Origin of the sequence: Pseudomonas sp. MIL19 (genome assembly GCF_028680365.1) — a bacterium.
In the GTDB taxonomy this organism is placed as follows: Bacteria; Pseudomonadota; Gammaproteobacteria; order Pseudomonadales; family Pseudomonadaceae; genus Aquipseudomonas; species Aquipseudomonas spirodelae.
This window is the reverse complement of record NZ_JAPPVG010000010.1, coordinates 153,661-180,461: the sequence shown is the minus strand read 5'-3', so window position 1 is coordinate 180,461 and position 26,801 is coordinate 153,661. Positions and strand designations below refer to the sequence as shown.

Below are 26,801 nucleotides of genomic sequence, written 5' to 3'. Positions count from 1 at the left end.
ACAGAGCCCGCCGCTTATAGACTGCGCTCTGTGCGCCCACCCGAGCGCGCCAAATAGCCCGAGCCACTTTCACACAACAACGCATCTCGCTGCACCGCCGGTAAGGCATCCACACCCTCGCGCAAGGCATAGGCGCTATAGCCCAACTGTGAAAGCAAAAAAACCGCACTGGCACTGCGCTTGCCACTGTCGCAATAACACAGGTAAGTGCGCGTTTTATCCAGCAAGCGGGCTTTCAAACGCAGCAACTGCAGAGGCATGTTCAATGACTGCAAGGCATGAGCGCGCTCGTACTCTTCTTGCAAGCGCACATCCAGCCACTGCGCACCACCGGCCAGCAGGCGCGAAGCCTCGCCGAGCGAGACCTCGTTGACCACTGGCGCTTTAAGCAGGGCGAAAAAGTCTTGGCGATTCAGACGCAACACCACACCGTCTTCGAGCATGGTCACTGTGGCATTACGCGGGCTGTCGGCCAGCAAGGCTTCTTCACCAAAGCAGGCGCCAATCTCCAGCTCAGCCAATACCTGCTGCGCGCTACCTGCTCCGCGAATCACCTCGGCCCGGCCACTGTTCAGGAAGTAGCAGCTGTCGCCGACATCACCTTCCTGCAGTACGGTACTGCCGGCAGCTACCTCAACCCGCTGCAAGCGCTCAAGCATGGCGCGCACGTTGGACGGTGGCACCTTGGCAAACAGTGGGTTCTCCAGCAGGCGCTCCAGCCACTCGACATCTTCATGGCTGTGCCCCAATTCCAGCAGCAGATCCTGATAAGCCAAGCGCCAGGTCAGTAAGCGATTGAGGGTGCTGGTATCCAGCGCCAGCACGCTGGCATCAGTCAGCGCACGGGCCTCATGCAAACGCGGCAAGCTCGGCGACAGCGGATGGCAACTGGCCTCACTGCCTGCCTGTATGCGTTGCGCCTGACCATCGGCAGATTGCAGCAACAACTCACCCGCTAGCAGGTAATAGGTCAAACGCGCCTGATCCCCCGGGCGAAACAACAATTGCCCCGCCAGCAGCGGCTGCGGAACCAGTTGCCCACGCAATTCCCGCCACTGCTGTTCGGACAGCACATTGAGTGGCGTCAGGCTGCGTAATTGTTCGGGATTAAGAGCTTCGCTCATGGCATATCCAGCTCGCGGGTGAAATTTAGTGTAGCCACGTTACGCCTACGGGTGCTGCATCAACGCCGCCGCACGGCCTTGCAGGCCGCCGGTATGGACAAACACCAAGCGACTACCGCGAGCAAAGTAACCGGCCTCAACCTGCTGGCGCAACGCCATTAAGGCCTTGGCGGTATACAGCGGCTCCAGTGGCACCCCGCCTTCTGCCTCTGCGGCCTGCATAAAGCCAAGCAACTCGGCATCCACCTTGGCAAATCCACCACGGCAGGCTGCATGCAAATGATAAGGCCCAATCGGCATCGCGGCAGCCTCAACAATCGCCTGCACCTGCTGCTCGACACCATGGTCGGCTGGCACAGCCAACGCCGCATGCACTGGGTGCGCGGCCGCCTCACCCAACAGCAGGCCTGCCAACGTGGTGCCCGTGCCGGCCGCCAGCCACCAGGCGTCATAATTGTCCCACCCCAGGCTTGCCAGCTGCTCGCGCACCTGCGACACCAAACACATGCAGCCCAATGCACCCGACAGGCCACCACCACCCTCAGGCACCGGATAAAATTCAGGGTAATCCGCCAGCCAGGGCAGCCAGAACTCGGGCGCATGACGGGCTCGATAGCCGGCATAACCCAGCCAATGCAACTGCATGCCGAAAGCCTGCAAATCAGCCACTGTCGGCGTCTGCTGCGGATGGCCGCGCAATAACCCGATGGTCCGGAAGTTGAAACGCTTACCGGCAGCCGCCAGGGCATGTAAATGATTGGAGTGCGCTCCACCCAGACTGATCACGCCGCTGGCGCCACTGTCTTGCGCAGCACGCAAATGATGAGAGAGCTTGAACCACTTATTGCCGCTAATCAGCGGATCAAGCAGATCCAGGCGCAACACCGCCAATTCAACTCCGGCGGCAATCGACCACTCCAGTCGCAGGGTTTGCAGAGGGGCACGTGGCGCCCAATCAGGCAAGACAATAGGCAAGGTTAACTAACAGTGCGCAAACGGCTACTGGCTTTGTGCCGCGCACAGCAATTGGACTCCGCTAGGGTAAAGCGGCTGGGCGTATCAATGCGGTCGATCGGGATGGCGCAACGCTCGCCACTGGGCAGCAAAGCCTCGCAGCTGGGCTGCTGGTAATGCGCCAGCCATTGGCGGTACTGCTCTTCACTGACAAAGCATTTGGCGGCCGCGTAAGCCTGTGGGTTGTCTTGATAAGTGCTGATGTCTTGCAAGGGGATGGTCAGATGACCGGCACCTGGGTGATACACCACAAAGACCACTCCAAGCTTGGCTAAGCGCTCGAGAATCTGATCACCGCCCTGGCTGGCCAAATCCGCGTAGGCGCGCTTGAGGCGATTTATTTCCTGCAACGCCTGGGTGTCTTGCTCACTGCGATAGGCCAGCTCAACATCGCGAATGGCAATTTGCTCTTTGTACTCGGCCACCGCAGAGGCGATCTTGGCCTGCATCTCACCTTCGTATTGCGCACGCAGGCTGTCGCTTTCACTGCGCCCATCATGTTCCAGCGCCCGCAGCTGTTCGGTCATGTCTTCGCGGGCTGCTTGGAAGCTCGCCGCCTGCGCGGCCAGCTGAGCCTTCAACGCAGTATTGTGTTCTTCCTGCTGACGCAGCGCCTGGTGCAAGCCATGGATCTGCGCCTGCAAATTCTTGCTCTGTGCCTCGCTGGCCAACTTGAACTTGGCCAGTTCTTCCTCATGCTGCTGGCTGAGGCTGCTGATGCGTAATCGCTGCTGTTTGATCAGTTGCGCGGCTTTCAGGCGCTGTTCGTGATCAAGTTTGTGGCTAGCCTTGACGGTTTCTTCCTGGCCCGGATCAGGGGCGTACCACTTGTCCTCCGAGGCCATTTGCAAGCGCTCTGGCGCGACCGCTTGAGCGCCCTCATCTTCGACCAGCAAACCCAGGGTGTTGCGTTTAACCGCATCGCGCAGCAGCACCAAATCATTATTGCCAGGGCTCAGGCCGGGGTCCCAGAGGTGCATCTGATGCCAGGAGACAGGACACTGGCTGCGGCACGCCAGGCGAATTGGCCCGGCACCTAGATCAGGGCCGCGCCCAGCGCGTTCGGCCAGCGCCTGCAAAGGAATATTCCAACCGGAGTCGGGCGCGCCTTTTTCATCAAAATCCAGATAGAAGAACACCAGCGCTTTGATCAGCAGGCGTGGGTTGATCAGCATGTAGGCCACGCGCATCTGCTGATCGGCGAATTCGGGCATATTGACTACGCCATCGAGCAAGGCCTCGAATTCGGGGAAAAACATTTGCTTGCCGATGCCGCCGCGTTCACTAAAGAACATTACGGCCTCAACCATCTGCGGCTTGTTCTGCATGCTCATTGGTTATCCCCTAGGCCGAGACGGGCGCTCCGCTCAGCGCGCGACATATCTTGCCTATGCTGCGCAAAAAATGGCACACATAGCAAGACTGCCAACTTTCTGACGAGTTAAGCAAAGCCTGTGTTTAAGGCGCTATACCCTTGCTTGGGCAAGTCTAGGGGAAAAACCAAGCCCAGCAATGTGACTGGGTTGGCAGTCGCTCTGCCAACCCGCCGTGAAAACGGGCCTACAGGGCGAAACTGTGATGGGCTTGGTGCAACGCGTCAGGCTTTTGCCGCCGCCAGAAAAGGCGCCAGACGACGCCCCATTTCATCACCCAAGGCTTGCAGGCCGCTCATAGGGCGAATCATCACCTCAAACTCAATGATCTTGCCTGCCTCATCGAAACGGATCATGTCGATGCCTTTCAGTTCACGCTCGCCCACCCTGGCACTGAACTCCAGCACCACACTGAGGCCATCGGCGCTGACCAGTTCGCGGTGGTAGGCAAAATCGATAAACACCTTGCTCACGGTATTGAGAATCAGCGAGACCATCGGTGCACCAACGTACGGCTTGTATGCCATGGGTGAGCGGAACACCGCTTGCGGATGAAGCAACGCAGGCAATCCGCCAAGATCATTTTTCAGCATCAAGGCATGCCACTGAGCAAGCGTGACGGCGGCTTCTGAATGCAGCTGAGTGCTATGAGGCACGGGCTTCTCCTTGTTTTTATGAGCCACATACAAAACGCCCCGCACAAGGCGGGGCGTTGAGTGCTTAAAGTTCGGCGGCGAGACGCGAGCCCTGGTTAATTGCCCGTTTAGCATCCAGCTCACTGGCCACATCAGCCCCGCCGATCAGGTGTACGTTCTGCCCGGCAGCCACTAGGCCGTCCTGTAGCTCGCGCAACGGGTCCTGACCGGCGCAAACGATGATGGTATCGACAGGCAGCACCTGCGGCTCGCCACCGGCGATACTGATATGCAGGCCAGCGTCGTCGACCTTGAGGTACTCGACCGCATTGAGCATCTGCACGTTCTTGTTCTTCAGACCGGTGCGGTGGATCCAGCCGGTGGTTTTACCCAGGCCGTCACCTACCTTGGTTTTCTTGCGCTGCAACAAGAACACCTCACGCGCCGCTGGATGCGGATGCGCCTGAATGCCGGCGACGCCACCACGGGCCTCCAGCGCCGCATCAATACCCCACTCTTTCCAGAACTCCTCGCGATTAAGGCTGGTAGCTTCGCCCTGGTGCGTAATGAACTCGGACACATCGAAGCCGATACCGCCGGCACCGATCACCGCGACTTTCTGCCCCACCGGCTTACGCTCAAGGATGGCGTCCAAGTAGCTGATGACTTTGGCGTGCTCGATACCGGGAATCGCTGGCGTACGCGGGGCAATACCGGTGGCCAGAATGATTTCGTCATAGCCGCCCTTGGCCAGCTCATCAGCCGAGACACGGGTGTTAAGGCGCAGTTCAACCCCGGTGGTTTCCAGCTTGCGCTTGAAGTAACGCAGGGTTTCAAAGAACTCTTCCTTGCCCGGCACGCGCTTAGCCACATTGAACTGGCCACCGATCTCGCTGGCCGAATCAAACAAGGTGACGCTATGACCACGCTCAGCCACTACGGTGGCAGCGGATAAGCCCGCAGGACCGGCACCGACCACCGCGATTTTCTTCACTGCAGCAGTCGGGATGTAGTTCAGTTCCGTTTCGTGACAGGCGCGCGGGTTAACCAGGCAGCTGGTCAACTTGCCGCCGAAGGTGTGATCCAGGCAGGCCTGGTTGCAGCCGATGCAGGTGTTGATTTCATCACTGCGACCTTCGGCAGCTTTATTGACGAAGTCCGGGTCGGCAAGGAACGGGCGCGCCATCGACACCATGTCAGCATCGCCTTCGGCCAGCACCTGCTCAGCAATCTCTGGGGTGTTGATGCGGTTGGTGGTGATCAGCGGGATATTCACCTCGCCGCGCAACTTGGCGGTAACCTTGGTAAAGGCCGCGCGCGGTACCTTGGTGGCGATGGTGGGGATACGCGCTTCGTGCCAGCCGATCCCGGTATTGATCAGGGTCGCACCAGCTTTTTCGATAGCCTTGGCCAGCAGCACGATTTCATCCCAGGTGCTGCCACCTTCCACCAAGTCGAGCATCGACAGGCGATAAATGATGATGAAGTTCGGGCCGACCGCTTCACGCACACGGCGGACAATTTCCACCGGCAGGCGCATGCGGTTTTCGTAGCTACCGCCCCAGCGGTCGTTACGGTGGTTGGTGTGGGCGGCGAGGAACTGGTTAATGAAATAACCTTCCGAACCCATGATTTCCACACCGTCGTATTCGGCCTGCTGGGCCAGCACGGAGCAATTGATGAAATCCTGAATCTGCTTCTCGATGCCCTCTTCATCCAACTCGCGTGGCTTGAACGGGTTGATCGGCGCCTGAATCGCGCTTGGCGCCACCGATTTTGGGCTGTAGGCATAGCGCCCGGCGTGGAGAATCTGCATGCAGATCTTGCCATCCGCTTCATGCACCGCGCGGGTGACGATTTTGTGCTTTTCGGCTTCTTCAACAGTGGTCAGCTTGGCCGCACCGGAATACACGCCACCCTCTTCGTTCGGGCCGATACCGCCAGTCACCATCAGGCCGACACCACCACGGGCGCGTTCGGCGAAGTAAGCGGCCATACGCTCAAAACCATTGGGTTTTTCTTCCAACCCGGTGTGCATGGAGCCCATCAAGGTGCGGTTCTTCAGGGTGGTGAAGCCCAGATCAAGCGGGGCCAGCAGGTGCGGGTAGAGAGCGGTCATGAAAATCTCCAGATCAAACAGAGGCATTACACGGATGCCGCCACCTCTTAGTGGGTCGCGGTCGATATGGTCTAGACGATAGTCAGCCCAGCCGAACGGCTCAATGACTCAAAGTGACAACCTACTGATCAAAAAGAGCAGCGAGCCTTGGCAAAGCCCAAACACCCACTTACCCTGACGCCTTATCTAAATGCCCAAGACTAAATGGGCGCAGACGGGATAACGCTGCAATGCTGAAAAGCACACGGGTCAAACTCGGTGACCTGTCGGTGGGTTTTGTCGGCAGCCTGGCGGACGCCATGCGCCATTGTGCTCAGGACCCTCAGCCGCTGCTCGACAGCTACGGCCTGGATGCGGCACGCCTGGCCGAGCCGCGCGCACGGCTATCGATCCCGCGCTATATGCGCTTAGGTCATGCGGCGATTCAGCAATGCTCGCAGCCAGGGCTGGGGCTGCTTATGGGGCAAACCAGCCGCCTCAGCCAACTCGGCCTGGCCGGCGTCACCGCCATGCAAGCCCCTACGGTCCGCGAAGCGGCGCGCGCACTGATCCGCTTCGAGCCGCTGTATGCCAGCAATTACCGCGGCCAATCCAGCCTGCATGAAGACGCCCGCGGCGCGTGGCTGCGCTTCTACTCGATCAGCCCGTATAACGCCTATAACCGCTTTGTCGTCGATTCCGTACTGGCCAGCTGGGCGCAACAACTGAGCAAGCTCGCGCAACAGAGCCTGCCCGTGGAAAAAGTGCAGATCGAATTCCCCGCCCCCGACTACGCAGCGCAGTATGCCGAATTGTTTGCCTGCCCGGTGGAGTTTGCCTGTGAGCACAATCAGCTGCGCCTGAATCAGCAGAGCCTGAACCTGCGCAACCCTGAACACTGTCCAAGCACCTGGCGGCACCTGCTGGAAATCTGCGAAGGGGAACTGCAGCAACTGACTCGCACACGCAGCCTGCGTGAACGCATCACCCAGCTGCTCGGCCCTCTGCTGCATGGCCACGAGCCCGACTTGGCGGAAGTCGCGGCGCGCTTGCAATTACCCACCTGGACCCTGCGGCGCAAACTGGCCGAGGAAGACACGCAATTTCGCAGCATCCTTAACGACACCCGCCGCGACCTGGCTATGGCGTATATCCGCGACACAGAACTGGCTTTCGGTGAAATCGCCTACCTGCTTGGCTTTGCCTCCGCCGAAGCCTTCCAGCGCGCATTCAAGCGCTGGAACCAGCAAACCCCGGGCGAGTACCGCCGGGAGCAGCGCAGAGCGCTCTAATACCCGCTAGAGCTCAGTGGCGTCTTCGTCACCTGCCGGCACATCCAGCTCGGTGGTGCGGGCTTCTAGCAGCTCTTCTTGATATTCATCCATTACCTGTTCTCCCACTCGATACGTCAGCGACGGCTTGGTTACACAGCGCATGCCAATCAAGCTAGAGGAGAAAGATGAATACAAGATGACAGGTTGTCGCGCAGCAACCCTCAGCGCGAGCGCAAAAATCGCAAGCAATAAAAAACCCGCTGATATCGCTATCAGCGGGCTTCCTATATGGCGCAGCGGACGGGACTCGAACCCGCGACCCCCGGCGTGACAGGCCGGTATTCTAACCGACTGAACTACCGCTGCATGTCGGTGGACTTTCGTCCGTGTAACGCTTGCTTCATCTGACGAATCAGCCTTTGGGCTTTTTCATCTCACCCAGAGCGAACTCAGGCTGGAAAATATGGCGCAGCGGACGGGACTCGAACCCGCGACCCCCGGCGTGACAGGCCGGTATTCTAACCGACTGAACTACCGCTGCATGTCGGTGGACTTTCGTCCGTGTAACGCTTGCTTCATCTGACGAATCAGCCTTTGGGCTTTTTCATCTCACCCAGAGCGAACTCAGGCTGGAAAATATGGCGCAGCGGACGGGACTCGAACCCGCGACCCCCGGCGTGACAGGCCGGTATTCTAACCGACTGAACTACCGCTGCGCGTCGGTGGACTTTCGTCCGGTAAACTTCTCGGCAAGTGGTGGGTGATGACGGGATCGAACCGCCGACCCGCTGCTTGTAAGGCAGCTGCTCTCCCAGCTGAGCTAATCACCCTTGGCCTTGCGAGGTGGCGAAATTTACGCAAGGGCCGAACCTAAGTCAATACCCTGCTTCAAGTTTTTCTAAAAAAGTGAAAAAAACACTGCTCTTCCCTGACACGCCAAACAGCGCCCTGCGCCAATAGGCCACCGAACGATCTGCTACGGCGTAATGCGCAGACTTAACCGAGCCGCCACTTTGTTATCGTCCGCCCGGTCCAGCCCGGCTTCGGCAATTTGTACGCCCTGCTCCTGCAGCACGCCAAACCACCCCAGCAATTGAGCAAAAGGAGCCGGTTGCAGGTTGAGCTGCAAGGCACCGTCGCCGGCATTGTCGAGCCGCTCAATCGTCAGCCCACGCGCTGCCGCCGTAGCCGTAACCAGGCCTTGCAGGCGGGCCGGGTCAATGGCCTGCTGCGGACGGCTGACCATTTGGCGCGCCGCTGGCGCCTGCCCTTGCAGATAAGCGTATAACGCACGCTGCGTTTCAAACGCGCTCCGCGCGCTGACCAAGCGTTGCTGGGCAGGTTGCCATAGCGTCAGGTACAAGAGCACCAGCAGCAGAAATACGCCCAAGCTGCCGAGCGAAAAACGCTCACGCGGCGCCAGAGCACGCCAGCGCTGCAGCAACTGAGCCTGCGCGGTAAAGCCTTTGTTGTCTTGCTGAACCATGCTCATCCTCCGATCACCACGCGCGCACTCACACCACTGCCCTCACGGCTAGCAGAACCCAGCTGCACCGCCAAACCACCGCCTTCTAAACGCTCGCGCAAACGCTCCAGCTCGGCGAAACCCGGCGCTTGAACCTGCAGGGCCAGATCACCGCGCGCCTCGCTGAAATCCACCTGACTGATCTGCACCTGCCGGCCCTCGGCTGCCAGCGCCCCACTGACCTGGGCCAGCAGGCCGAGTAGGCGCGCTTGCCCGCCGCCCGCACCGGCCTGCAGGTGCTGATCAAACTGCGCACGCAGGTTGATCAGCTTGCTGTCCTGCGGGAACAGCTCCTTGTACAAAGCGGCGCTGGAACTGGCGTAATGGTCGGCCTGACGCTGCAGATGCCAGCCCTGCGCCAGATTAAAGCCCCACTGCAGCACCAGCCACAGCCCTACCACCCCCAATAAAGGCCGCCAGCGCTGCCACTGGCCACCGGCCGATTGCGCGGCGAACTCGCCCTGCGCCAGGTTATTACGCAGCGGCTGCTGAGCCAGCCAAACGAAGGGCTCCACCACTGCCTTAACCTCATCAATCGGCTGCAGCGGCGACTGCTCAGGGCCACACCACGCCACCTGTGGGTGCGCGCACAACGGGCTCAGTTGCGGCCAGCTCTGCGCCTGCACGGCCATCCGCGCCACATTTTCGCCACCCAACAGCCAGCGCCCGTGCAACGGCAAGAGTGCAGAACCAGGCCCTGGTAACAAATCAGCATCCACCGCAATCGCCTGGGGCGGCGTGGCACATAGCGCCAACCAGCCGGCCAGCCAGCTACGGCGCACGGCAAATACCCGATGACGGCCATCGTCCAGCTGCTCACCCAGGACCAAGTGCATCAGTTCAACGTCTTCGGCGAGCAGCTCTTCCACGGCAAACGGCAAGGCTTGGCGCAACCAGCGCGCTTTGCGGGTTGGTAGGTTGACCGCACAGGCAGTCACCGCCTCAACCGGCAAGACCAATACCCAATTACCACCACACTGCGCCTGCGCATCGCTGAACAGCAGGCTGTCGCTCACCCCACCAGTAACTCGCTGCACCGGCAGATCGACCTGCGCACCCACGCAGGCAGCAGGCGGTAGAAACACATAGGTTTGACTCATGGTTGGACTTCCTCAACGGGCACCAGCGGCATACCGCCCTGCCCCAAATCACGTGCTAAAACATACACCCGCGCATCGCTGGCCCGCTGCAACGTGCTGCGTAAAACCTGGCGGCGCTCACCGACACTGACTTCGCTGAGCACCTGAAAATACTCACTGCCCACGGCAAGCGCCTGGCTTTGCACCTGTAGGCCATTGAGCTGCGCTAAAAAGCTCGGCACATCGCGATAGCCTTCACCCCCTCGCGCCGCAACCAAGCCTTGCGCGCGGCTCAGCGATAGGCCCTCGGCCAAACTGGCCAGCACCCGCGCGCTGGCGGTATTCACATTAAGGGTGGCATTCGCTGGCAAGGTGCTGACATAGGGCTGCAAGCGCTGATAATCCGCTTCGGTCATTTCCAGCAACAGGCGCAGCTCCGACACATCAGTCAATTCACGGTTACCGGCGCGATAGGCAGGCTGTGCCAGCAGGTACTGGTTATCTTCCGCACCATAACCGCCCGAAGGCTGATCGTCGGCATCTAGCCAATCAAGCAGACTCTCCGCGTAGGGCACTTCGATCTGCAGCCCCAGCAGCAGACGACGAAATTGCGCCACCGCCGCTGCGTTGGGCTGCCCTTGGCGCAGCATGCTGTTGAGGTTGAAACGTCCGCTTAGATCGTTGATCTGTACCCGCAACGCGCCGCCCTCTTCCAGGGCAAAAGGCGCGCGGGGTTTGGCCCATGCCTCTCCCGGGTGATCCACCGGCGCCCGCGGGTCACCCTCGCGCAAGTCGCGCTGCAGGATGGCTTTGGCCAGGGTTTCGCCCCCCAGGGCGTAATGCCAGGCCTGGCGCACGTGCAACTGATTGGCGCTGCTGCGGATCGATAACTGCTGGCGCGCAATGATTCCAGCGCTGACCACCGTAACCACGGCCACCACCAGCAACACGGTTATTAACGCCATACCGCGCTGCTGGCTCATGGCTGTGACTCTGCGGGAGGTTCATCGGCTAATTCAGCTGAGTTCTCAGGACTCTGCTGCGCTGCTTGTTGCAGACGCTCAGGCAAGCCTTCAGGCAGGCGAAGTAGCCGGCGCAACTCGCCATAACGGCGATGCTGCAGCACCAGTTCAATGGCTTGCGGCAGAACGATAAGCGCCTCATCGGGCTTTTTGTCCAGCGGCGGCCAATTGCTCTGCCAGATACCCGCTTGGTCCAGGTAACGCAGCTGCAGCTGGGTGACACCGTCCAGCGCCTGCTGAATCTGCGGCTGACTGTCCTGAGCCTGATCCAGCACGCTCCAATAACGCCGCTGCCATTGCTCACCACTGAGCTGCCAGCGCACCCGCTGCAAGCTTGAACGGGGTTGCCCCAACGGGTTGCGCCAACCATTGCGCGTCAACTCCAAGACCGGGTTTTCAGGGCCGTCGCCCAGCAATGCGGCGCGTGACTCGCCAAAGGCGTCACGCACAGGCCTCGCCTGCACCTGCAGCACATCGCGCTCGAAAGCCGCCATGGCGCGCACCAGTTCGCGCAACTGCAGTTCATGACTGCGGGTGACCTTGTCGGTTTGCAGCACGCTGTCGAGCATGCGGTAAGTGCCCAGCCCCAGCAGTGCGAAGATGGCGATGGCGATCAGTAATTCAAGCAAGGTGAAACCGCGTACCGCCCTCATCGCATCACCCCGACAAAGCCATTTAGGCTAACTACGGACCGCTCGCGCACACCGCCGGCGGAACGATCCTGCGCCATCGGTGCCACCCACAACGTGACACGGCGCATATCCGCCTCGCTGGTCGCCTCGACTTCGCTTTGCCATTGCCAACGCCGCCCGGCGAACGCGACTTCACCCTGCTCACGACCATCGGCCACAGGCTCGCGCGCCAACTGCATTTCACTCAAGCGGTTATCGGCAATCCACATCGCCAAGGTTTTATCTTCCAGGCGGGCGGCGATTTGCAGGCTGCGGGCGGTGGCGGTCAGCACGCTGGCGGCGACCAGAGCGAAAATCGCCAAGGCCACCAGCACCTCCAATAACGTAAAACCGCCCAGGCGCTTCATTGATTGCGCCCTCCTGGCTGCAGGACTTCGACCACCGGCAAACGAAAGCCATCGCTGACCAGTTGCAGGCGCAAACCATCGCTACGACGCTCAGCCAAGCGCAAACGAAATGGACTGATCTCGCCACTCGATAACAGCAGTAACTGTGGCAGCAGCCCCACCTTAGTGGGTGCATCGCCTGCAGATGACGGCAACGCCAACGCAGCGCCCTCCAGCTCAACGCTCAATTCGGCCCAAACTGGTAATGCATGCGCTTTGCTGCCCAGCGTTTGCCAGGCCTGCTTGAGCGGGTCATAGCGCAGCACTTGATAAGACTCTCGAGCCAGCAACAGCCCGTATTCCTGATTGTCCAGCACGGCCTCTTCAGCCAGCACGCCGATCAATCCAGCCAGCCGTTCGGCTTCGTTGTGCAGCTCCCGCCCTGGGCCGGCAATGCCCACACTGAGCACCGCCAGACCGATCAGGCTGCCGAGAATCACCAGCACCACCAGCAGCTCGATCAGGGTAAAGCCGCCAAGCCGATTCGGTTGCTGGCACATACGGGTCAGAGGTCCCAGTTACCGATATCGGCATCCTGATCGATACCGCCATCCTTGCCATCCGCCCCCAGGGAATAGAGGTCAAAAGCCCCTTTAGTACCGGGAGCCAGATACTGATAAACATTGCCCCAGGGATCGACCGGCATGCGTTTGAGGTAACCGTCGCGGTTCCAGTTTTTCGGCTGCGGGCTGCCGGATGGCTTTTTCACCAACGCCTCAAGCCCCTGCTGGGTGCTTGGGTAGGCGTGGTTGTCCAGCTTGTACATGTCCAGTGCAGCCGACACCGCCTTGATGTCGCCCTTAGCGACAGTAACCTTGGCCTGATCAGGCCGGCTCATCACTTGCGGCACAACCAGAGCCGCCAGAATGCCCAGGATCACCACCACCACCATGATTTCGATCAGCGTAAAACCTTTCTGTGTCTTGCTCACTGCTTACCCCACCAACTGATTGAGAGACAGAATCGGCAGCAGAATGGCCAGCACGATCACCAGCACCACCGCCCCCATAAACACCAGCATAAACGGCTCAAACAGACCGACCAGCAGCGCCACTTGGGCACTCAGATCGTTTTCCTGATTACGCGCCGTGCGGGCCAGCATCTGGTCCAATTCGCCGGAGCGTTCACCACTGGCAATCATGTGCAGCATCATCGGCGGGAACTGCCCGCTGGCTTCCAGCGCACGGGTGAGGCTGCCGCCCTCGCGCACTTTTTGCGCGGCGATGACCACATCCGCACGGATCACTCGGTTAGCGATAACCTGTGCGCCAATCCCCAGGGCGTCAACTAAGGGCACGCCGCTGCGGGTCAGTATCGCCAGGGTCGAAGCAAACCGCGCGCAATCAGTCGCACGAATCAAACGCCCCAGCAGCGGGATGCGCAGCAAAAAACCATGCCAGCGGGTCTTGATCACCTCATCGCGCAACGCCCAGCGCAAGGCCAATACACTCAGCACCAGGATAATCACCGCCAGCCAGCCCCAACCTTTGACCCAGTCACTTAAGGCAATCAGGCCGCGGGTCAATGCCGGCAGGGTTTGCCCGGAATCAATAAACACCCGCACCACATCGGGCACCACATAGCCGAGCAGGAAGCCGACGATCAGCAAAGAGGTGCACATCAGGATCAGCGGATAGAGCAGCGCCAGCTGGATTTTCTGCCGCGACTGCTGGCGCTGCTCGGTGTAGTCGGCCAACTGCTCCAGTACCGGCCCCAAATGGCCGGCATGCTCACCGGCCGCCACGGTGGCGCGGTAAAGCTCGGGGAACGCCGACGGGAATTCTTTCAGGCTGCTGGCCAGGTCATGCCCCTCCAGCACCCGCGCCCGCACCGCCAGCAACATGCCCTGAATGCGCGGTGAAATGGCCTGCGCCGCCGCCGCGCGCAGAGCCTCCTCAATGGGTAACGCGGCCTGCACCAAAGTCGCCAATTGGCGGGTAATCAACGCCAGATCACGAGCGGAAATACCGCGAGAAAAACTGAAATAGCTAGCTGCGCCGGCATTTTCCCGGGTGCGCGTGGCTTTAACAGCCAAAGGCGCCAGCTGCCGCTCACGCAGCATCTGCCGCACCTGACGGGCACTATCGGCTTCCAGCACACCTTTCTGCTGGCGGCCTTTGCCATCGAGCGCGAGGTATTCGAAGGCAGCCATTATTCGTCCCCACTCATTCTTCGCGAGTCACGCGCAGCACTTCCGCGACCGTGGTCACCCCTTCCAATACCTTGCGCCGACCATCCTCACGAATGCTAGGGCCGAGGCTACGGGCGTGACGGGTCATCTCCTGCTCGGAAGCGGCGCTGTGAATCAAGGTACGCAGGTGCTCATCAAACACCACCAACTCATAGATCCCGGTACGGCCACGGTAGCCCTGCTGATGGCACTCAGCACAACCGCCGGCGTGATACAGCGTCGGCGCAACGTCGGCAGCCACGCCGAGCAGCGCGCACTCGGCTTCATCAGCCTGGTAGGCCTGTTTGCAATGTGGGCAGAGCACTCGTACCAGACGCTGGGCCAAGACACCGAGCAAGGATGACGCCAACAGAAACGGCTCAATGCCCATGTCCACCAAGCGGGTAATCGCACCAATCGCACTGTTGGTGTGCAAGGTCGACAGCACCAGGTGGCCGGTTAAGGAGGCCTGTACGGCAATTTCAGCGGTTTCCTTGTCACGAACTTCGCCGACCATCACCACGTCGGGGTCCTGACGCAAGATGGCGCGCAGACCGCGGGCAAAGGTCATCTCGACCTTGGTGTTGACCTGGGTCTGGCCGATGCCCTCGAGGTGGTATTCGATCGGGTCTTCAACGGTGAGGATATTGCGCGTGCGGTCATTCAGGCTAACCAGGCTGGCATACAGCGTGGTGGTCTTGCCCGAGCCGGTGGGCCCAGTCACCAGCAGGATGCCGTGAGGCTTACGCACCGTGGCTTCCATCAGCTCACGGTCGCGCGCACTCATGCCCAGGTGTTGCAAATTCAAACGTCCGGCTTGCTTGTCGAGCAAACGCAGCACCACCCGCTCGCCATTGGCCGAAGGCAGCGTGGAGACGCGCACATCCACCTCACGGCCACCGACTTTCAGGGAAATCCGCCCGTCCTGCGGCACGCGCTTCTCGGCGATATCCAGGCGCGCCATCACCTTGATTCTGGAGACCAGCAGCGCCGCCAGCTCCCGCTTGGGCTCCAGCACTTCACGCAGAATGCCATCCACGCGAAAGCGCACAACCAAGCGTTTCTCGAAGGTTTCCAAGTGAATATCCGAGGCATTTTCCTTGATCGCTTCGCCGAGAATGGCGTTGATCAAACGGATGATCGGCGCGTTGTCCTCTTGCTCAAGCAGGTCCTCGGTTTCTGGCACCTGTTCGGCTAAGGAGGCCAAATCTAGGCTCCCGCCCAAATCTTCGGCCAACTGCATGGATGCTGAGTCGTGCTGGTAAGCCTTGGCCAGGGCCTGTTCAAATGCAGCGGCAGGCAACCATTGCAGCGTCAGCACCGAAGCCGCAACCCGCTGGGCTTCTTGCACCACGCAAAGGTCACTGCCTTCACGTACGCACAGCTGCCACTGCTGCTCGTGCTTAAAGAAAAACACGCCCTGGCGACGGGCAAAAGCAAAGGATAATCGCGGCGGCTGAACAGTTAAAACGGTGGACCGCATGCGTAGTCACCAAGGCTATCTATACGTAATAGGGCGGCTATCTTGCCGGCATTCTCGCTCTTTGCGCAGAATAAACCACAAAATGCGATTCACCTCGCAGATCGTGTAAACCGATCTTAGAAATACAGCCATTGCTCAGTAGTATCCGCGCAACTGAACACGTGCTCCACCGGTAGCAGCGCATCCCCCCGCACACAACGCGTTACTTACCTGTATCTCACCCAACGTTTATAGCACCCCATCTTGGCTGAGCGCAGACACCGCGCACGCTCGGACAATAGAGACAACACCCCCATGAGCAAACTTTCCAGCAGACTCGCTCTGCGCCTGGCCCTGCCGCTTATTGCCATTTTGGCCAGCACCACACTTTCTATGGCCAATGCCACCGAGCCAGAAACCACAGACAGCTGGACGATCAATATGAAGGATGCGGACATCCGCGACTTCATCGAGCAGATTTCCACCATCAGCAATCAAACGTTCGTGATTGATCCGCGGGTCAAAGGCCACGTCACGGTGATCGCCCAAGAGCCCATGGCCCTGGCGGAGGTGTACAAGTTATTCCTTTCGGTCATGACCACCCACGGCTATGCGGTGATGCCCGACGGCAATCAACTCAGTGTCATACCCAGCAACGAGGCCCGCGCGGCGGCGGGCACTCAGGGCAATATGGAAACCCGGGTTATCCAGGTGCAGCATGGCGCGGCCAACGATCTAATCCCGCTCATCCGCCCGTTGGTGGCGAACTACGGCCACCTGGCAGCCGTGAGCTCGTCCAATTCGCTGATCATCAGCGACACGCCGGCCAATATCAGCCGCATCGGCGACATCATCCGCCAGCTCGACAGCAGCAATCAGGACGACTTCAGCGTTTACGAGCTGCGCCATGCTTGGGTGCACGACATGAGCGAGGTGATCAATCGCTCGCTGAAAAACAACCAAGGTGGCGGCGCTCAGGTGATTGCCGATACACGCGCCAATCGCCTGCTACTGCTGGGTCCGCACGAAGCCCGTGCGCGCTTGCTAAAACTGGCCCAGAGCCTTGATACACCAAGCTCGCGCTCAGCCAATACCCGGGTAATTCGCCTGCGCTATGGCGATGCCAAAGAAATGGCCAGCACCCTGGGTGATTTCGGCGAAAACATGCAGCAAAGTGAGGGGGCCAGTGGCTCACCGCTCAAACTGATGATTCGGGCCGATGAAAGTTTGAACGCCATTGTGATCATGGCTGAAGCCGATACCGTGAGCATGTTCGAGGACTTAGTGCGCCAATTGGACGTGCCCCGCGCACAGGTCTTGGTTGAAGCCGCGATTGTCGAAATGTCTGGCGACATCAGCGAAGCCCTCGGCGTGCAATGGGCGATTGATGGCCGCAGCGGCACGGCGGGCCTGGGCGGGGTCAATTTCAGCGATACGGGCCTGTCAGTCGGCACCCTGCTCGGCGCCATTGCCAGTGGTGAGGACGCCGCATTGGCCGCTGGCTTACCCAACGGCGCCATCCTGGGCATCGGCAATGACAAGTTCGGCGCACTGGTGACGGCGCTGTCGGCCAACAGCAAGAGCAACTTGCTGTCCACACCGACGCTGCTGACCTTGGACAATCAGACCGCCGAGATCCTGGTTGGGCAGAACGTGCCCTTTCAGACCGGCTCCTACACCACCGATGCGGCCGGCTCGAGCAACCCATTCACCACGATCGAGCGTAAAGATATCGGCGTAACCCTTAAGGTCACACCGCACATCAACGAAGGTGCGACCCTGCGCCTGGTCATTGAGCAGGAAATTTCCTCCATCGCCCCAAGCTCCGGGCTGAATGCTCAGGCCGTGGACCTGGTCACCAATAAGCGCTCAATTAAAAGCACCGTATTGGCCGATGACGGCCAGGTCATCGTGCTCGGCGGTTTGATTCAGGACGATGTCACCAGCACCGAAAGCAAGGTGCCGCTGCTGGGCGATATTCCGGGGCTTGGTCGGCTATTTCGCTCAACGCGCGAAGTGCGCCAAAAGCGCAACTTGATGGTGTTCTTGCGCCCCAGCGTGGCGCGTGACGGCGTGGGCCTGGCCAACCTGAGCCTGGGCAAATACCGCGACCTCAGGCTGCTCGGCAAGGCTGGTGGCCACGACAACCTGCCGGAAGATGCCAGTCAGCTGTTTAACCGCAACGCCCCCGAGCCTTCAGTAGACTTGCGCCAAGAGCCGCCACAAAGCTTCGTCGTACCGAGCGCAACGCTGATCGAAAAACCCAAACCGGTAGACCCCAACACCTTGGGTGATGGACTCGGCGGTGAATCGTTCAGCCCCCCAGCAAGCACCTCAGAGCACTTCACCATCGAGCTTATACAGGGCAGTAATCCTGACTTTATGCAGGCGCTGCTTGAGCGTAATACCGGCTTGCCATTGCGCTTGCATAAACGCCAACAAGATGGCAACGATCACTACGCCGTGCGTTACGGCCGTTACCCCAACCGCGAACTGGCCGAGCAAGCTCTGGCTGCACTCCCGCAACAGCTGCCCAAGCACCGCGCGCTGGTCATTGCCGAATAAACCGCAGCGATTGGCGCCCAATTTAACCCAGGCGCTATCGCTGCAAGCGCCTGCTTAGAGGAGTTCAGGCGCCATAATCACGCTTCCTACGGCGTAGCTGACAAAAATCGGCACTTACTAACAACCAACGCTATTGACGAAAGCCAAACGATCAAAATTAACTATCTAAGCCCTTCTGAACGTGAACCAGTAGAGGTCTGTTTACTGGCGACACAGGCAGTATGCCGGCCATATTTTTAGCCTCGGATCTGTTATGCAACCTTATGTGAAGCGACTGTCGGTTTTGTGTTTAGCCTGCCTGCTTGGGGGCTGCTTAGAGAAAGGCGGCGGCGGAGGCAGTAGCAAACCGACAGGCGTCACTGAAACGCCAACAGATCAGACTCAACCTGACGTGGACAAGCCACTCACACCGCCAGCCTTACCGGTTCCTCCGCCCTTGGCAAAACCGGGATTCCCCGAGCCTAGCTCTGCGGTGATCGACGAAGTCAACGCCCTGGGCTTCTATGACCAGGATCAGAACGGCCAGCCACGTCCGGCCCGCAATGACCTAACCGGCAACCTGCCGGCCATGCTGCAGTTTGTACAAAGCCATTCGGTAGACCCCAGCGGCAACGAAGCGCGCAATATGCCGCGCCTGACCAGCGAGCGTGAGGCCTTGCTGCTGGTCACGCCCGACCCAAGCCTGGGCACGCTGCAGCAACTCGAACTGGAGGTCTCCCTCGACGGCAAGCCGCTCGGCAAGCTGGCCATGCGTCATCCCGACCAGCTGTACAAAGCGGATCGCAGCAGCGCGGATGCTCGCCCCGACGTGGTGTATTCGCGCCGCGCCTGGTCGGCCGTATTGCCATGGAACTGGGTGCAACCCGGTGTAACCCTGCGTCTACAGGATGAGCAGGGGCGCAGCGGCCAGATCGCTGACAGTGCTATCGATTTTGCCCCGCCCGGCGAATTGGTGGTGCAGTCCATCCGCTTAGGCTTACTCACGCCGCCCCCCACCGGCAGTGGCCATTGGTTTCTCACTCAGCCCGCCCGCGCCGCCACTGAATATTTCCAGACGGTACCCATTGCGCGCATGGTCGCCAGCCAGTACGAGGACATGTACCTACCGCGAGTGATGATCGGCAGCGGGAAAATTTACGACGTTGCTATCGATGGCAGCAGCGCATCCAACGGCGGCGTTTACGAAGGCGATATGCGTGAAAACACTGCTAAGTCGACGTTCAGCACCGGCATCAACCTGGCCAATATTGGCGTCACCAGCGCCGGCATGGTCAGCCAGGAAAACCCGCACCTGACCCAATCGGCGGTTATCCACCATGCTCGCGGGCTTTATATAAACGGCGCAAGTAACCACGGCCTGAGCGGCGGCAATGGCCAGCTGACCTTGCTCAGTTCGGTCGGCAACGAATTCAGCCACGAGATTGGTCATCACTATGGTCTTGGCCATTACCCGGGCCAACAAGGCGATAATTATTTTTGGGCGGGGCATCACCATGACAGCGGCTGGGGCTATATCGCCTACCGCAAACGCATGCGCGCCAACCTGCACTGGAACCGTGGCAAAAACAACGGTATGAACGGCATGCCGGTGTATGCCGATGCCTACAGCTTTGGCACCGATGCGATGTCGGGCGGGCACTACGCCAGCAGCCTGGCAAGCTATACCCACTACACCGGCTACAGCACTAAAATCAAAATCCAGCCAGCGATGGACAAAGCCATGGTCAGCGCCAGCTCGCCCACCGGCTATCGTAAATGGGACGCCAACACACGTCGCATGGAGGTGTTTACCGCCCGCGTGCCGAACTCTAGCAAGGTTTGGTACAACAGCGCCGACGGCAACTACCTAGTACCACGGCGCTTTGGCGTTCAAGTGTTCACCTTGTTAGGCGGCTATGACCCGGTCACCGGCAGCGCCATTCTGTATCCGCCAGCACGCGGCAACTGGGGCCATGTCTTCAATTTGCCTGCCCCGGTTAACCAAGACACCCAAAAGACCTGCTGGGTCAGCGTGAACTTTGCCAATGGCAAAACCCAGGATATTGCCGTAGCGCCGAATCGTATGGGCAGCAATGCCAACAAATTGCATATCAACCTGGCGCAAGATGAACAGCCCTTAACCGCCGCGCTGTCTTGCCAAGAGGCCGCCAACGCTGCTCAGGAACTGGCCCGAGTCGACTTCCCTCAAGGCCTGCCAGCCATGGCGCCGGTGATTATCGTGGGCAAGGAAAACGGCTTTAACGCGTTGCGTGCGGCCGAGCTTCCGACCCTTGAGGAGGGCCTGCAAGCGGTTGTCGATCAGCGCTATATCAGCCTCACCGACGCCACCCAGTTGCTACTCGACAGCTACGCCGACGACCTGCGTGGACTTTCGACTGCAGCGGCCGGCGTGGTGCAGCGCTACCAGAAACAACAAACCCTTGGCCTGCGACTAAACCGCTGGATGGACGCCTACAAAGCCCAACTCGACGCCCGCGACCCGGACGCTGAACAAGCCTTGCGCGACCTGCTCGAACACCTGCAACTGAACCCGCAGCCGCTATTGCCTGCAGCCCAGTTGTTCAGCATGGCTAACGGTAACTGCATAAAAGCCCAGCCGGGGGATGAAACCGCGTCGGTGTATGTATTGGCCAAAGCGCAATGCACGACAGGTGCGGATGAGCAGTGGCTGACTGACGCTAACGGGCGTATTCGCAGCGCCGTGGATCTCAGCCAATGCCTGACCGATCAGGGCTCGGTCAGCCTCACCCGCTGCGATGACAGCCAGCAAAACCAGCGTTGGGATATCAGTGCACTGCCGCGAATCAAGCGAGCCGACCGCTGCCTCGATCTGTCTGGTGGGTATCTCACCAATGGCCGTGGCAAGTTAATCACTTATGGCTGCAGCGGTGGCGGTAACCAGCAGTGGGCCAACCTGACCAGCAACAACAACTTGCTGCTGCCTTTGGTACACGCCAGAAACATCGCTGCCATTGCGCAATTGGCCAAGAGCGAATGAAGCTGATCTGTACTGCGTTGTGGCTCAAACATAGCCTGCCCGCACTGACGGGCCTGGTTTTACTCAGTTGCAGTTTCACCAACATGGCCGACACGGCTGACTGGCGGTTGCTGGGGACGATGGTGCACGCCAATCAAGCGCGCTCCTCGGCGCTGTTGCAGCTTGGTAACGCCGCCCCACAGCGCCTCACAGTAGGCCAGCCGCTACCGGCAGGCGGCGAACTGCTGCACATTGGGCGTGACCACATTGTGGTTCGCCTCAATGCCAACGATACGGCCAAGCTCCGATTGCAAGGCCGGTTGCAGCCGCTGGATACCCCCTTAGCACAGTTCACCCGCCCACCGCCTAGCCAGCCCGAGCCGCAGCCAGCCTTGTGCACAGCGCAACAACAAGCCCCCATGAGCCCTGAGCAACGCGAGGAGCTGCAAGCCCTAGGGCTGTGCCGCGCCACTTATTGAACGCTGTACCAGAAACTCAACCATCGGAATAACAGGTTCCTGCCTGCTCACGCCGATGGTGTTAGATGTTTACTAGGAATATTGAATTGTCTATTGCCGCATCCCTCTCACAATCGACTGCCAAGCGCGCGACAACCCTTATGGGCGCGCTGTTGCTCTGTGCATGTGGCGCCTCCCTGACCCTCCAGACCCATCAGTTTTGGCAGCTACTGCAACCAGTCGCCATAACGCCAACTAAAACCGAACGACAGACGCCCGTGAGATTAAAACACGCCGAAATAGCTGAGCTATTCGGCAAAAACAGCGCAGCCAATGCGCCTCCAACCACACCTTTGCACCTGACACTTCTGGCCAGTTTCACCCACCCCGACATAGCCCGCTCTAGCGCAATCATCGGCCAACCCGACGAACCGGCTCGGCGAATTAGGGTGGGCGAAAGTATTCGCAACGGCATCGTGCTCAGTGGCGTCTTCCCAAAACACGTCACATTGACCCGCAACAACCGCAGCGAGGTCCTTTACTTCGCCGAGACTCAGCGCTAAATGCTGGCCAGCGATAGCCAAACACCACTAAAGCGGCGCACCGATTAAGCACGAAAACCGTTTACTCACCCCCTGTCACACTGAAAAGCGACATCGGCAATCCCCTCCTCGACCTCTCGTGCCGCGTCATCGAAGCGGTGACTCAGCAAACGCTGATCCCTCCGCGACCTCGCTATGGGTATTCCCCATCACTCAGCCCACGCGAACAATCCCAGCCTGCTCAGCCATAGTGGGCGGCCAGGCCAAGAAGGCCGGCAAAAACAACAGAGTCATTTGCATAGGCTTTAATTTAATCATCGGTATACGCGCCAGCTTAAAGCCGGGTTATGCGCTGTAATTCGTTGTAGGTTGTTCACACTGTTAAACGGCGTTGGCACATTGAATGGAACGGCACACTCCCCCCTGTGGGGGGGCTGTCAAACATTCAGCAAATGTCTATGATCAGCGCGCAAGCCACGCCACATAATAATAAGTTCGGAGTGACGCCCTTGCCCCTTCTAGGCTCCCATACCTGGTTACAGCGCCATGCCATCACCGTGGTGAGCTTCGTGCTGGTGGCCGCTATGAGCATCAGCCTTGCCTGGCAGACTGCCGAATGGGCGCGCTTGTTACGTGCGCCCGTGGCGGCCAGCAACAGCACAGCCACACTAGTGGCGACTGCATTGCCCGCCGAAATCGGCCAATTATTCGGCAGTGACGTCGCCAACGATCAACTGGCCCCTGACACCAACTTGCGCCTGACCCTGCTGGGCAGCTTTGTGCATGCGGATCCGCAACGCTCCAGCGCGATCATCCGCAGCGAAGGCAGCGTCGCTCAACGTTATAGCGTCGACAGTGAGATCAGCAGCGGCGTGCGCCTGCATGCGGTGGCAGCCGATCATGTCGAACTCATGCGCAATGGCCGGCGTGAAAGCCTGCGCTTTCCCCTGCACCACTCGGCCGCCGACAACCAGCAAAACTACACTCCCGAAGTGATGGCCGACCCGGTTGAACAGCTCAACGATCTGCAAGACGACAACCTGAGCCAACTGCGCGAGCGCATGGAAGCGCTGCGCCAGCAGATGCAGGACTCCGGCAGCCTGCCCGCGCCTGCTGATCCCACCGAACAGCCTACGGAAAACAACTGATCCGATGACTCCGATCCTCTCGCGCCTTACCTTCGCCTTCTTGATTGCCGGCCTGGCCTGCAGCCCGCTGCCCCTGAGCGCTGCCGTTACGGCGGTGGCGCCGAGCGCCAGTCAGCAAGAAGAACGCTGGACCATTAACCTCAAGGGCGCGGATATCCGCGAGTTTATTGATCAAGTGGCGCTGATCAGCGGTGAGACGTTTGTAATCGACCCACGGGTCAAGGGCCAGGTCAGCGTGGTATCCAACAGCCCGCTGACACTGACTGAGGTCTATCAGCTGTTTCTCTCAGTCATGGCCACCCACGGTTTCAGCGTGATGACCCAGGGCGACCAAGCGCGCATCGTGCCCAATGCTGAGGCCAAAGCCGAGGCGGATGGCGGGCGTAATGCGCCGGACCGCCTGGAAACCCGCTTGATTCAAGTCCAGCATGGCTCGGCGACCGAGCTTATCCCACTGATCCGCCCCCTAGTGCCGCAATATGGTCACTTGGCGGCGATCAGCAGCGCCAATGCGATCATCATCAGCGACCGCACGGCCAATATCGACCGTATCGAAGACCTGCTGCGCCAGCTCGACCAGAAAGGTCAGAACGACTACAGCGTGCTCAACCTGCAACATGCCTGGGTCATGGACACCGCCGAAGTATTGCGCAACGCCGTAGATCGCGGGCAGGCCAAAGGCACCTCCGGCACTCAGGTGATTGCCGATGGCCGGACCAATCGCCTGATCCTGCTCGGCCCACCTGGCGCCCGCGCCAAGCTGGTGGCCTTGGCTAAATCACTCGACAGTCCAACCAGCCGCTCGGCCAATACCCGGGTGATTCGTTTACGCCATGGCGATGCCAAAAGCCTGGCAGAAACCCTGGGTGAAATTTCCGAAAAACTTAAACCAGAATCCGCTGGAGAAGCCACGGGTAAGCCGCAGGCTGTGCTTATCCGCGCTGACGAGAGCCTTAATGCTCTGGTACTTCTGGCCGAGCCGGATGTGGTGGCAACGCTGGAGGATATCGTGCGCCAACTTGACGTACCGCGCGCGCAGGTCATGGTCGAAGCGGCGATTGTCGAAGTGTCCGGCGACATCAGCGACGCCCTGGGTGTGCAGTGGGCTGTAGATGCGCGCGGTGGCAGCGGTGGCCTTGGCGGCACCAACTTCAGCGGCACTGGGCTGTCGGTTGGCCGAGTCTTACAGGCACTCCAAGACAATAGAAACGGCACTGACAACAACACCCTGAGCAATTTGCCAGACGGCGCCATTATCGGCTTGGGCACCGACAGCTTCGGCGTACTGGTCACCGCCCTGTCGGCCAATAGCAAGAGCAACCTGCTGTCCACGCCGAGCCTGCTAACCCTAGATCACCAGAAAGCCGAAATACTGGTTGGGCAGAACGTGCCCTTCCAAACCGGCTCGTTTACCACCAGCGCGTCGGGAGCCGACAACCCCTTCACCACCATTGAGCGCCAGGACATCGGCGTGACCCTGAAAGTCACCCCGCACATCAACGACGGGGCGAGCCTGCGCCTGGAAATCGAGCAGGAGATTTCGTCCATCGCCCCCACCAGTCAGGGGGTGAATGCGGTCGATCTGATCACCAATAAACGCTCAATTAAAAGCACCATCCTTGCCGAGAACGGCCAGGTGATTGTGCTCGGCGGCTTGATTCAGGATGACGTCACCCAAGCCGACTCCAAGGTGCCCTTGTTGGGCGATATCCCCCTGCTCGGCCGGCTGTTTCGCTCGACCAAAGAAACCCGCGTCAAACGCAATCTGATGGTATTTCTGCGCCCGACGGTGATTCGTGACGCGGCAGGGATGGCGGCGCTGTCAGGCAAGAAATACAGCGATATCCGCGTGCTCGGCGATGTGCGTGAGGACTACCGGCCGGGCGTTCTGCCACAAAATCCGCTGCAGCTATTCGACAAAAACATGCCAGACGCTATTGATCTGCGCGAATAACACCCATAAAAAAAGCCCCGGCATTCACCGAGGCTTTTTGCTACAGCCTGTGCCGCTGATTCAGAGCGCTGCCAGCCCACGAGCCAGATCGGCCTGTAGGTCAGCCAGGTCTTCAAGACCGACCGCAACGCGGATCAGGTTATCGCGAATACCGGCATTCGCACGCTCCGCCGGACTCAAGCGACCATGGGAGGTGGTCGCCGGATGAGCAATGGTGGTTTTGGTGTCGCCAAGGTTGGTGGTGATGGAAATCACCCGCGTAGCGTCGATAAACCGCCAAGCCGCCTCTTTGCCGCCTTTCACCTCAAAGCTCACCACCGCCCCAAACGCACTCTGCTGACGCTTGGCCAGTTCGTGCTGCGGATGACTCGACAGGCCGGCGTAGTGCACGTGCTCAATACCCGGCTGTTGTTGCAGCCACTGCGCCAAGTGCAACGCGCTGCTGCAGTGTGCCTGCATACGGATACGCAGGGTTTCCAGGCCTTTGAGGAAAATCCACGCATTGAACGGGCTGAGCGTAGGTCCAGCCGTGCGCAGAAAGCCGACCGCTTCAGTCATCAGTTTCGCACTACCGGCCAACACGCCGCCCATGCTACGGCCCTGACCATCGATGTACTTGGTGGCCGAGTGCATGACAATGTCAGCACCGAGCTTGAGAGGTTGCTGCAGCGCAGGTGTACAGAAGCAGTTGTCCACTGCCAGTAACGCACCTTTAGCATGAGCAATTTCCGCCAAGGCGGCGATATCCACCAGTTCAGCCAACGGGTTGGATGGCGACTCGACAAACAACAGCTTGGTGTTGGGTTTGCAGGCAGCAGCCCAACCGTCGAGATCCGCCAGCGGCACATAATCGACCTGCACACCGAAGCGCTTGAAGTATTTTTCGAACAGACTGATGGTCGAGCCGAAGACGCTGCGCGACACCAGCACATGATCACCCGCACTGCACAGGCTCATGACCATGGCCAAAATTGCCGACATCCCGGATGAGGTGGCAACCGCCTGTTCAGCACCCTCCAGCGCCGCGATGCGCTCTTCGAACGCACGCACCGTAGGGTTGGTGTAGCGCGAATAAACGTTGCCGGGCACTTCGCCGGCAAATCGTGCGGCGGCATCAGCTGCGGTACGGAAAACATAGCTGGAGGTCGGGTAGATCGCCTCGCTGTGCTCACCTTCCGGCGAGCGGTGTTGCCCAGCACGCACCGCCAGGGTGTCAAAGCCAACGCCATCAAGGTCGCTGTCTAGACGCCCGGCCTGCCATTCAATCGTCATTAGCAATCCCCTCAAGCAGCCTGCTAAGCAG

At 59.8% G+C, this 26,801-nt stretch carries 23 protein-coding genes and 4 tRNA genes; 7 read left to right on the top strand and 20 right to left on the bottom strand.

Going from position 1 to position 26,801, the window contains the following annotated elements; all coding sequences use genetic code 11:
* Positions 1-14: 14 nt before the first annotated feature.
* The 5 genes from N1078_RS09560 to N1078_RS09540 form a co-directional block, all read right to left on the bottom strand.
* The gene (locus tag N1078_RS09560) at positions 15-1,124 is read right to left on the bottom strand and encodes a cyclic nucleotide-binding domain-containing protein (protein WP_274087935.1); all 1,110 of its coding nucleotides are present in this window, start codon (positions 1,122-1,124) and stop codon (positions 15-17) included.
* 45 nt (positions 1,125-1,169) lie between these two features.
* A complete protein-coding gene (locus N1078_RS09555) occupies positions 1,170-2,093 on the bottom strand; it encodes a 1-aminocyclopropane-1-carboxylate deaminase/D-cysteine desulfhydrase (RefSeq protein ID WP_274088009.1) in 924 nt (307 codons plus the stop codon).
* A gap of 8 nt (positions 2,094-2,101) precedes the next feature.
* Positions 2,102-3,472, bottom strand: coding sequence for a chromosome partitioning protein ParA (locus tag N1078_RS09550; protein ID WP_274087934.1), 1,371 nt, complete (start codon positions 3,470-3,472; stop codon positions 2,102-2,104).
* A gap of 263 nt (positions 3,473-3,735) precedes the next feature.
* Positions 3,736-4,149 (bottom strand): nuclear transport factor 2 family protein, encoded by a 414-nt coding sequence (locus N1078_RS09545; protein ID WP_411912009.1) that lies wholly within the window; start codon positions 4,147-4,149, stop codon positions 3,736-3,738.
* Between the two features lie 82 nt (positions 4,150-4,231).
* Positions 4,232-6,265, bottom strand: a complete 2,034-nt coding sequence (locus tag N1078_RS09540; protein WP_274087933.1) for an NADPH-dependent 2,4-dienoyl-CoA reductase — start codon at positions 6,263-6,265, stop codon at positions 4,232-4,234.
* Between the two features lie 230 nt (positions 6,266-6,495).
* Between N1078_RS09540 and N1078_RS09535 the strand changes: the two genes are divergently transcribed.
* Complete coding sequence (locus N1078_RS09535; RefSeq protein ID WP_411912005.1) at positions 6,496-7,536, top strand: AraC family transcriptional regulator; 1,041 nt, start codon at positions 6,496-6,498, stop codon at positions 7,534-7,536.
* A 6-nt stretch (positions 7,537-7,542) separates the two neighbouring features.
* Here N1078_RS09535 and N1078_RS09530 read toward each other — a convergent pair whose 3' ends face one another.
* From N1078_RS09530 to gspE, 14 genes are all read right to left on the bottom strand, one after another.
* A complete protein-coding gene (locus N1078_RS09530) occupies positions 7,543-7,680 on the bottom strand; it encodes a hypothetical protein (RefSeq protein WP_274087932.1) in 138 nt (45 codons plus the stop codon).
* Between the two features lie 127 nt (positions 7,681-7,807).
* Positions 7,808-7,884: transfer RNA gene (locus tag N1078_RS09525), tRNA-Asp, on the bottom strand.
* 98 nt (positions 7,885-7,982) lie between these two features.
* Positions 7,983-8,059: transfer RNA gene (locus N1078_RS09520), tRNA-Asp, on the bottom strand.
* Between the two features lie 98 nt (positions 8,060-8,157).
* Positions 8,158-8,234: transfer RNA gene (locus N1078_RS09515), tRNA-Asp, on the bottom strand.
* Between the two features lie 38 nt (positions 8,235-8,272).
* Positions 8,273-8,348, bottom strand: a tRNA-Val gene (locus N1078_RS09510).
* A 146-nt stretch (positions 8,349-8,494) separates the two neighbouring features.
* Positions 8,495-9,004 carry a type II secretion system protein M gene (locus N1078_RS09505; RefSeq protein WP_337993316.1) on the bottom strand — a complete coding sequence of 170 codons (510 nt, stop codon included), beginning with the start codon at positions 9,002-9,004 and terminating at the stop codon, positions 8,495-8,497.
* Positions 9,005-9,006: 2 nt separating this feature from the next.
* Positions 9,007-10,143 (bottom strand): type II secretion system protein GspL, encoded by a 1,137-nt coding sequence (gene gspL, locus N1078_RS09500; protein ID WP_274087930.1) that lies wholly within the window; start codon positions 10,141-10,143, stop codon positions 9,007-9,009.
* Entirely contained in the window at positions 10,140-11,105 is a 966-nt protein-coding gene (gspK, locus tag N1078_RS09495) for a type II secretion system minor pseudopilin GspK (RefSeq protein WP_274087929.1), read from the bottom strand. Before gspK ends, gspL begins: the two co-directional genes overlap by 4 nt.
* Positions 11,102-11,797, bottom strand: a complete 696-nt coding sequence (gene gspJ / locus N1078_RS09490) for a type II secretion system minor pseudopilin GspJ (protein WP_274087928.1) — start codon at positions 11,795-11,797, stop codon at positions 11,102-11,104. The genes gspK and gspJ overlap by 4 nt, the downstream gene beginning before the upstream one ends.
* On the bottom strand, positions 11,794-12,183 hold the full coding sequence (gene gspI / locus N1078_RS09485) for a type II secretion system minor pseudopilin GspI (protein ID WP_274087927.1): 390 nt from the start codon (positions 12,181-12,183) through the stop codon (positions 11,794-11,796). The genes gspJ and gspI overlap by 4 nt, the downstream gene beginning before the upstream one ends.
* Positions 12,180-12,722 (bottom strand): type II secretion system minor pseudopilin GspH, encoded by a 543-nt coding sequence (gene gspH / locus N1078_RS09480; RefSeq protein WP_274087926.1) that lies wholly within the window; start codon positions 12,720-12,722, stop codon positions 12,180-12,182. Before gspH ends, gspI begins: the two co-directional genes overlap by 4 nt.
* A 5-nt stretch (positions 12,723-12,727) precedes the next feature.
* On the bottom strand, positions 12,728-13,153 hold the full coding sequence (gene gspG, locus N1078_RS09475; protein WP_274087925.1) for a type II secretion system major pseudopilin GspG: 426 nt from the start codon (positions 13,151-13,153) through the stop codon (positions 12,728-12,730).
* Positions 13,154-13,156: 3 nt separating this feature from the next.
* Positions 13,157-14,374 carry a GspF family T2SS innner membrane protein variant XcpS gene (gene xcpS / locus N1078_RS09470; protein WP_274087924.1) on the bottom strand — a complete coding sequence of 406 codons (1,218 nt, stop codon included), beginning with the start codon at positions 14,372-14,374 and terminating at the stop codon, positions 13,157-13,159.
* A gap of 13 nt (positions 14,375-14,387) precedes the next feature.
* Positions 14,388-15,875 carry a type II secretion system ATPase GspE gene (gene gspE / locus N1078_RS09465; protein ID WP_274087923.1) on the bottom strand — a complete coding sequence of 496 codons (1,488 nt, stop codon included), beginning with the start codon at positions 15,873-15,875 and terminating at the stop codon, positions 14,388-14,390.
* 294 nt (positions 15,876-16,169) lie between these two features.
* Here gspE and gspD (N1078_RS09460) point away from each other — a divergent pair, with 294 nt between their 5' ends.
* From gspD (N1078_RS09460) to gspD (N1078_RS09435), 6 genes are all read left to right on the top strand, one after another.
* Positions 16,170-18,419, top strand: coding sequence for a type II secretion system secretin GspD (gene gspD, locus N1078_RS09460; RefSeq protein ID WP_274087922.1), 2,250 nt, complete (start codon positions 16,170-16,172; stop codon positions 18,417-18,419).
* A gap of 436 nt (positions 18,420-18,855) precedes the next feature.
* Positions 18,856-21,417: a M66 family metalloprotease gene (locus N1078_RS09455; RefSeq protein ID WP_274087921.1), complete on the top strand. Its 2,562-nt coding sequence runs from the start codon at positions 18,856-18,858 to the stop codon at positions 21,415-21,417.
* Entirely contained in the window at positions 21,414-21,875 is a 462-nt protein-coding gene (locus N1078_RS09450; protein WP_274087920.1) for a hypothetical protein, read from the top strand. The genes N1078_RS09455 and N1078_RS09450 overlap by 4 nt, the downstream gene beginning before the upstream one ends.
* Before the next feature lie 86 nt (positions 21,876-21,961).
* The gene (locus N1078_RS09445; protein ID WP_274087919.1) at positions 21,962-22,417 is read left to right on the top strand and encodes a type II secretion system protein N; all 456 of its coding nucleotides are present in this window, start codon (positions 21,962-21,964) and stop codon (positions 22,415-22,417) included.
* Positions 22,418-22,896: 479 nt separating this feature from the next.
* Entirely contained in the window at positions 22,897-23,544 is a 648-nt protein-coding gene (locus N1078_RS09440) for a type II secretion system protein N (protein ID WP_443218099.1), read from the top strand.
* 4 nt (positions 23,545-23,548) lie between these two features.
* Positions 23,549-25,498 carry a type II secretion system secretin GspD gene (gene gspD / locus N1078_RS09435; RefSeq protein WP_274087917.1) on the top strand — a complete coding sequence of 650 codons (1,950 nt, stop codon included), beginning with the start codon at positions 23,549-23,551 and terminating at the stop codon, positions 25,496-25,498.
* Positions 25,499-25,558: 60 nt separating this feature from the next.
* Here the strand turns inward: gspD (N1078_RS09435) and N1078_RS09430 are convergent, their stop codons facing one another.
* Positions 25,559-26,770, bottom strand: coding sequence for an O-succinylhomoserine sulfhydrylase (locus tag N1078_RS09430; RefSeq protein WP_274087916.1), 1,212 nt, complete (start codon positions 26,768-26,770; stop codon positions 25,559-25,561).
* Positions 26,771-26,801: the final 31 nt, after the last annotated feature.

Coding starts and splice junctions, on each gene's coding strand:
- N1078_RS09560 (WP_274087935.1), bottom strand. CDS start 1,124: ATGAGCGAAGCTCTTAATCCCGAACAATTACGCAGCCTGACGCCACTC.
- N1078_RS09550 (WP_274087934.1), bottom strand. CDS start 3,472: ATGAGCATGCAGAACAAGCCGCAGATGGTTGAGGCCGTAATGTTCTTT.
- N1078_RS09540 (WP_274087933.1), bottom strand. CDS start 6,265: ATGACCGCTCTCTACCCGCACCTGCTGGCCCCGCTTGATCTGGGCTTC.
- N1078_RS09535 (WP_411912005.1), top strand. CDS start 6,496: ATGCTGAAAAGCACACGGGTCAAACTCGGTGACCTGTCGGTGGGTTTT.
- N1078_RS09530 (WP_274087932.1), bottom strand. CDS start 7,680: ATGCGCTGTGTAACCAAGCCGTCGCTGACGTATCGAGTGGGAGAACAG.
- N1078_RS09505 (WP_337993316.1), bottom strand. CDS start 9,004: ATGGTTCAGCAAGACAACAAAGGCTTTACCGCGCAGGCTCAGTTGCTG.
- gspL (WP_274087930.1), bottom strand. CDS start 10,143: ATGAGTCAAACCTATGTGTTTCTACCGCCTGCTGCCTGCGTGGGTGCG.
- gspK (WP_274087929.1), bottom strand. CDS start 11,105: ATGAGCCAGCAGCGCGGTATGGCGTTAATAACCGTGTTGCTGGTGGTG.
- gspJ (WP_274087928.1), bottom strand. CDS start 11,797: ATGAGGGCGGTACGCGGTTTCACCTTGCTTGAATTACTGATCGCCATC.
- gspI (WP_274087927.1), bottom strand. CDS start 12,183: ATGAAGCGCCTGGGCGGTTTTACGTTATTGGAGGTGCTGGTGGCCTTG.
- gspH (WP_274087926.1), bottom strand. CDS start 12,722: ATGTGCCAGCAACCGAATCGGCTTGGCGGCTTTACCCTGATCGAGCTG.
- xcpS (WP_274087924.1), bottom strand. CDS start 14,374: ATGGCTGCCTTCGAATACCTCGCGCTCGATGGCAAAGGCCGCCAGCAG.
- gspE (WP_274087923.1), bottom strand. CDS start 15,875: ATGCGGTCCACCGTTTTAACTGTTCAGCCGCCGCGATTATCCTTTGCT.
- gspD (WP_274087922.1), top strand. CDS start 16,170: ATGAGCAAACTTTCCAGCAGACTCGCTCTGCGCCTGGCCCTGCCGCTT.
- N1078_RS09450 (WP_274087920.1), top strand. CDS start 21,414: ATGAAGCTGATCTGTACTGCGTTGTGGCTCAAACATAGCCTGCCCGCA.
- gspD (WP_274087917.1), top strand. CDS start 23,549: ATGACTCCGATCCTCTCGCGCCTTACCTTCGCCTTCTTGATTGCCGGC.
- N1078_RS09430 (WP_274087916.1), bottom strand. CDS start 26,770: ATGACGATTGAATGGCAGGCCGGGCGTCTAGACAGCGACCTTGATGGC.